The 4,765-nt window shown below is 63.2% G+C and carries 6 protein-coding genes; all 6 read left to right on the top strand.

Translation table 11 applies throughout. The annotated features are described in order from the left end of the window. Positions 1-630 (top strand): DUF5631 domain-containing protein (locus tag WAO18_RS22630; protein WP_422208468.1); only part of this gene is annotated, 630 nt, incomplete at its 5' end. 14 nt (positions 631-644) lie between these two features. Further along, positions 645-1,565 carry a hypothetical protein gene (locus tag WAO18_RS22625; protein WP_422208467.1) on the top strand — a complete coding sequence of 307 codons (921 nt, stop codon included), beginning with the start codon at positions 645-647 and terminating at the stop codon, positions 1,563-1,565. Positions 1,566-1,666: 101 nt separating this feature from the next. Then, the gene (locus WAO18_RS22620; protein WP_422208466.1) at positions 1,667-1,978 is read left to right on the top strand and encodes a WXG100 family type VII secretion target; all 312 of its coding nucleotides are present in this window, start codon (positions 1,667-1,669) and stop codon (positions 1,976-1,978) included. After that, a complete protein-coding gene (locus WAO18_RS22615; RefSeq protein WP_422208465.1) occupies positions 1,971-2,261 on the top strand; it encodes a WXG100 family type VII secretion target in 291 nt (96 codons plus the stop codon). Before WAO18_RS22620 ends, WAO18_RS22615 begins: the two co-directional genes overlap by 8 nt. A 4-nt stretch (positions 2,262-2,265) precedes the next feature. Further along, complete coding sequence (locus tag WAO18_RS22610) at positions 2,266-4,410, top strand: ADP-ribosyltransferase domain-containing protein (protein WP_422208464.1); 2,145 nt, start codon at positions 2,266-2,268, stop codon at positions 4,408-4,410. Positions 4,411-4,422: 12 nt separating this feature from the next. After that, positions 4,423-4,638, top strand: coding sequence for a hypothetical protein (locus WAO18_RS22605; RefSeq protein ID WP_422208463.1), 216 nt, complete (start codon positions 4,423-4,425; stop codon positions 4,636-4,638). Positions 4,639-4,765: the final 127 nt, after the last annotated feature.

Here is a 4,765-nt window from a genome sequence, read left to right as displayed (position 1 = left end):
GCGCAGGCGACCGCGCACGCCCGTCTCCAGCGGCTCGTCGACTTCGTCGCCACCCAAGAGCCGCGGCTTCGTTGGGCCGCTGGAGAGCAAGCTGACGGCACCACCTTTCTGGTCACCGACCTTGCGGGCGGCTGGATTCCGCCGGGTATCGCCCTCCCGTCCGTTGTGACCCTCCTCGAGCCAGGTGACCGCCGCGGCGACATCGACGCATTGCTCGGCCAGATGAGCGCATCGGCCAGCTACACCCCCTTGCACTACCTGCCCGAGTCGGCCGACGACGCAGAACCCATCCCAACTTCACCGCGTCCTCGACAGGTGCCCGCTGTCGACGAGCTCGGCTGGGAACTCGGTCAAGCCACCAACTGGCGAGACGGGTTGCCGCAGATGGCGCACACCCTCGCCAAGGCGGCGTCGACCGGCACCGGAGTTGTCGACAACGAAGTCGAGTTCCTTCAGCAGCATCTCGCGACACTCCGTGACCGAGTGCTGGACGCATATCCCGACGACGTGGACGGCGCCGCAATTGCAAACTGGCAATTGCTGGCCTCAATCGAGGCACTGGCGGCGTCGGACAGTGTCGGTGCCAACTATCACTTCGCCTGGTTCCAGGCACTTAATTACGTGCCATAGGAAGGGGGATCGCGATGGACCCGCAGCAGCTGCAGATTGTTCTCGGCCAACTCGCGCATGCGTTCGGCATGCCGCCGCCGCCGCCGTTGACACCCGATCAAATCGCCTCGGGAAGCTCACTCATGAGTCAACTGCTCGCCACTTTGGGCCTTGCCGGAAACGCCGGCGATCCAACTGACATGGCCGCCGCCGAAGCAGGCCATGCCAAGCGCGGCGAGAAGACCGGCGATGCGATGTCGCAATTCCCCGCCGCCGACCAAGATGGGAGCAAGCAGCTCGAGCAGCTGATGAGTTCCGCGACGCAGATGCCGCAACAGTTCATGCAAGCCTTCGGTGGGTTGTTCCAGGGCTTTTCGCAAGGGGTCAATCAGGCGATGCAGCAGGGCATGCAGATGGGCACGCAGATGGCGAGCTCGCTTGGAAAGGCGGGACAAGGCGCTGGCCTGGCTGGTGCGCTTCCTGCAGATGCCCTTGGCGACGCGTTCGGCGCTGGAGGCGCGGCGCTGGGCGCCGGTGGAGCCGCCGGCGCGGGCGCCGGGTTGGCGGATGCGACCATCCCGGCCGGCAACCTCGGGCCGCCACCGGTTCCGTCAGCTGGCACCTATCCGGCCGCGTCGCAACAGGTTCCGGTGCCACCCAGTGCACCCGACCCAGCCGCGGGAGCGCGGGGGCCGATGGGCGGCATGCCGATGATGCCGCCCGGTGCGGCGGGCGGTGCCGGCGCGGGCGGCAGCGAGAGCAAGGCCGAGACCAAGCGGGTCGTCCCCCCGTCGGTCAAAAACGGCGCCCCAGTCCAGGGCCGAATTACCAGCCCGCAGACCGCGCCGGAAGTGGTGAAACGCATTGCCGGTAAACCGGTAGCCAGCCGGCGCATGCTCGCCCCCGACGACAAACGCGACGGCGACGAAGACGAAATCGACCGCAACCGCACGTAATACGATTAAGTAGCCCAAGCGCGAAAGCATGCCTTGCGGTTGGTTTGGACGCCAGCCAGGGTGAATTGTGCCGAATGCCCAACGCCGTTAGCGTTAGCGTTATGGCTGATCGGCAGACGCTGCGGGTTCAACCCGAGGTGATGCATGGTGCGGCACAAGCACTCTCGGGTGCCGCGAGGGATCTGCACACAAGGCTCGTCGAACTCGACGGCCAGGTTCGTGACCTTCTTGCCGGGTGGCACGGTGGATCGGGCGATGCGTACGGCCAGGCATGGGAACTCTGGCACCGCGGAACCGGCGAGGTCCAGCTCGGGCTGTCGATACTGGCGAAAGCGGTCGACGTCGCGGGGGCGGACTTCGAGAGCTTCGATCGCGCAGCGGCCCAAACAGCGGACGGCATCTACCGTGGCTGACGCCTTCAGCGTAGATCCGGAGGCGTTGGCCGATGCGATCCAGCGCATGGACGAATTCACGCAACACACCGAGAGCGTCGTCAGCGAAATCGATTCGCTGGTAACGCATCTGCACCAAAGCTGGTCAGGTAAAGCGGCGGCAGCGCACGCCGAGGCGCATCGCCACTGGTCGCATGGTGAGGCGACGATGCGGGAGGCCCTGAAGCAGCTGAAAGCAGCCGGCAGCACAGCGCATCACAACTACACCCACGCGATGGCGACGAATACGAGCATGTGGTCCTGAGTTAATGGCACCGCTCGCGGTAGACCCTGAGGTGCTCGACGGAGCCGGCGCTGCCGTGATTTCGGCCGGCGAAGGGTTGGGATCGGTCATCACGACATTGACCACGTCGCTGTCCGGATGCAACGGGATGGCCGGTGACGATCCGGCCGGCGCGGCATTTGGCCGCAGCTACAACTCTTCGGCGTCGAAAATGCTTGAGGCGATGGCCACCACTCGTAATGGTTTGTGCCGCTTGGGCGATGGAGTTCGGGTATCAGCGCACAACTATTCGGCGGCCGACGCGATGTCAAATGTGTCAGGACACGGCCATCCCTTTGCCGCCCCGCACCAAACCGGCTCTATTTCGGCCGGCTCGGCACCATCTGCCGTCGGGGATGGCGTTGGCGTGCCGGCGGGCTGGGGTTGGGTGTCGAAATATATCGGGATGATCTGGCCGAACGGCGATTCGGCCAAATTGCGCTCTGCTGCGTCCGCTTGGACCAGTGCCGGAACAAATTTCGAAGTCAGCGAAATACTCGGAGCAGCGGGCCCGATGGGCAGCATCGGCGCTCAGCAGATCCCCGAAGGCCCAGCGATTGCCGCCGCATTCGCCGCGGCCAACCGCAGTGCGGCCGGAATCTTGCAGCAGTGCGCGACGATCGCTACGCAGCTCACGTCATTGGCCGGAAAGATCGACACGGTCCACGCGGCGATCCTGGATCTGTTGTCGCGCATCTGCAATCCGATGACCGGGCTGAAAGTGGTCTGGGAAATTCTGACTGATGACGACGAAGATGAAATCAGAAAGATCGCCAACGACATTCGCATCATCGTCAACCAGTTCAAGGCCGAGGTCGACGCGCTGTGTCAGGAGATCGCCAAGGCGCTTTCGGAAGCGGCCACAATCATCTCCACGATGGCCCGCTACGCCGAAAAGGAATGGGACCACTTCCTACACAACACCGATGTCGGCCGGGCCCTGGACCACGTCGGCCAGATGTTCAAGGGCGCGTTCACTGAAGCCGAGGGCTTCGTCAATAGCATCTGGACTCTCAACCCAGCGCGAGCCGCTCTAGATCCAAAGGGCTTCTGGCACTCCGTCTCTGACGCTGTCGACAAACTCGAGTCGCTGACCGGATTGGAGGGCGAGCAGAAGCTCAAAGAGTCTTGGAAAGAGCTCGGCAAGGACACCGTCCACTGGGACGAGTGGAGTACAAACCCTTTCCTGGCGGCGGGCGAGTCGGCCGTAGATCTCGGGATGGCGTTCCTCACGGGCGGCGGTTCAGAACTACCCCTAATGGGCCGCGCTGCCGCGGGCGCTACCAAAGGGCTCACCGGACTACACCCCGATCTGCGCCCGCCCCTTCGCGGACCCACACAACCTCGCGACATACCTGCACCGCGGACCGAACCGCCAAGAACCGGACAGCCGGAACCCGCGCCGAAGCCGAAAAGCGCGTTGCCGCCATACGGGCTCACCGAATCGAAAACCCCAGTCGACCAAAAAGCCCCAGCCCCGCCTTCCAAGCCGGTCGTCGAACCGGCGCCCGCCGGCCATCCACCGCCATCAACACCGACCCACGCCACAACCGGTCCGACCGGCACGCCGTCGCCCCTTCCCCACAGCCCAACGCACGGCGGCTCACCGAGCCCTTACTCCCCTCCGTCACCGGCACACGACCATCACGGACCCGTGGCCCACGCAGCCCAACCATTGACGTCCCAGGATCTATCAGTGCTGGCCGATTACACTGGATTGGGACACGAGGACCTAAACGACGCGTTGAGGACGAACGCTATGGACGCAGCGCAACATGCTCGTGTTGAAGCGCTAAACCGGGCATTGGAGAAACTGCCTCCGCACAACGGGCCAGTTTTTCGCGGCACAGACTTGCCGCCGCAAGTGCTTGCGCACTATCAGCCGGGCGCCGTCGTGCGCGAAAGCGCATTCTTGAGCACTTCGAAGGAGCTGAGCGTGGCCCAGTCCACGGCATTCGCGGGCAACGTCGAATTCTGGATACTTTCGAGGACAGGGCGGGATATCTCCTCTTTCTCTGCGTTTCCCAGCGAGCAAGAAGTCTTGTTCGAGACCGACAGCCCCTTCTATGTTGTCGACCAAAGGCTCGATCACCGTACAGGCAAAACGATCATTGAGATGATTCAGCAATAGAGGAGTTACGCAGTGAGCAAAAAGATGGCTGGAAAAACATTCTCGACTACTGAAGAAGCTGGTGTGACTCCGCCGACAGAGGCGGAGTTGGCGCACGCACGCAGAATTTTCGACGCCGTTCAAGAGCAGAGGGATCGCTTGACTGATGCAGACCTTTGGCCTGAAGTCTCGTCGAAATTTTGGGACGACACCTCCGGTACCGAGTACGAAGGCTGGCGAGACAAGTAGTGGCCAAAAAAATCGCCGGGAAAACATTCTCCACACCAGAAGAAGCAGGAGTCACCCCGCCAACCGAAGAGGAATTGGCGCACTACCGCAAACTTTTCGACGAGGGTCAGGAGCGGATCGACCGCCT

This window comes from Mycobacterium sp. (genome assembly GCF_049278535.1).
GTDB lineage: Bacteria > Actinomycetota > Actinomycetes > Mycobacteriales > Mycobacteriaceae > Mycobacterium.
This window is presented reverse-complemented; position numbering and strand designations above follow the sequence as displayed.

Bases quoted from the DNA above. Each gene is read 5' to 3' on its own strand.
- WAO18_RS22625 (WP_422208467.1), top strand. From the start codon at position 645: ATGGACCCGCAGCAGCTGCAGATTGTTCTCGGCCAACTCGCGCATGCG.
- WAO18_RS22620 (WP_422208466.1), top strand. From the start codon at position 1,667: ATGGCTGATCGGCAGACGCTGCGGGTTCAACCCGAGGTGATGCATGGT.
- WAO18_RS22610 (WP_422208464.1), top strand. From the start codon at position 2,266: ATGGCACCGCTCGCGGTAGACCCTGAGGTGCTCGACGGAGCCGGCGCT.